We start from the raw sequence: 809 nt of genomic DNA, 5'->3' as shown, positions 1-809 counted from the left end.
ATATCCGCAGCTTCGGTGACTGGCTTAGCCCCGTTACATCTTCCGCGCAGGACGACTCGATCAGTGAGCTATTACGCTTTCTTTAAATGATGGCTGCTTCTAAGCCAACATCCTGACTGTTTTAGCCTTCCCACTTCGTTTTCCACTTAGCCAATCTTTGGGACCTTAGCTGGCGGTCTGGGTTGTTTCCCTCTTGACGCCGGACGTTAGCACCCGACGTCTGTCTCCCAAGCTCGCACTCATCGGTATTCGGAGTTTGCAATGGTTTGGTAAGTCGCAATGACCCCCTAGCCATAACAGTGCTCTACCCCCGATGGTGATACTTGAGGCACTACCTAAATAGTTTTCGGAGAGAACCAGCTATTTCCAAGTTTGTTTAGCCTTTCACCCCTACCCACAGCTCATCCCCTAATTTTTCAACATTAGTGGGTTCGGACCTCCAGGGCGTGTTACCGCACCTTCATCCTGGCCATGAGTAGATCACTTGGTTTCGGGTCTACACCCAGCGACTGATCGCCCTATTCGGACTCGATTTCTCTACGGCTTCCCTATATGGTTAACCTTGCCACTGAATGTAAGTCGCTGACCCATTATACAAAAGGTACGCAGTCACGGAACAAGTCCGCTCCTACTGTTTGTATGCACACGGTTTCAGGATCTATTTCACTCCCCTTCCGGGGTTCTTTTCGCCTTTCCCTCACGGTACTGGTTCACTATCGGTCGATTACGAGTATTTAGCCTTGGAGGATGGTCCCCCCATATTCAGACAGGATGTCACGTGTCCCGCCCTACTTGTCGTACGCTTAGTA

At 50.4% G+C, this 809-nt stretch carries 1 rRNA gene; it reads right to left on the bottom strand.

Annotation, left to right across the window (positions count from 1 at the left end):
- Positions 1 to 809, bottom strand: a 23S ribosomal RNA gene (locus tag KO538_RS29010); the annotation flags it as partial.

The sequence above is a fragment of the Janthinobacterium sp. NKUCC08_JDC genome, assembly GCF_019345575.1.
In the GTDB taxonomy this organism is placed as follows: Bacteria; Pseudomonadota; Gammaproteobacteria; order Burkholderiales; family Burkholderiaceae_D; genus Janthinobacterium; species Janthinobacterium aestuarii.
This window is presented reverse-complemented; position numbering and strand designations above follow the sequence as displayed.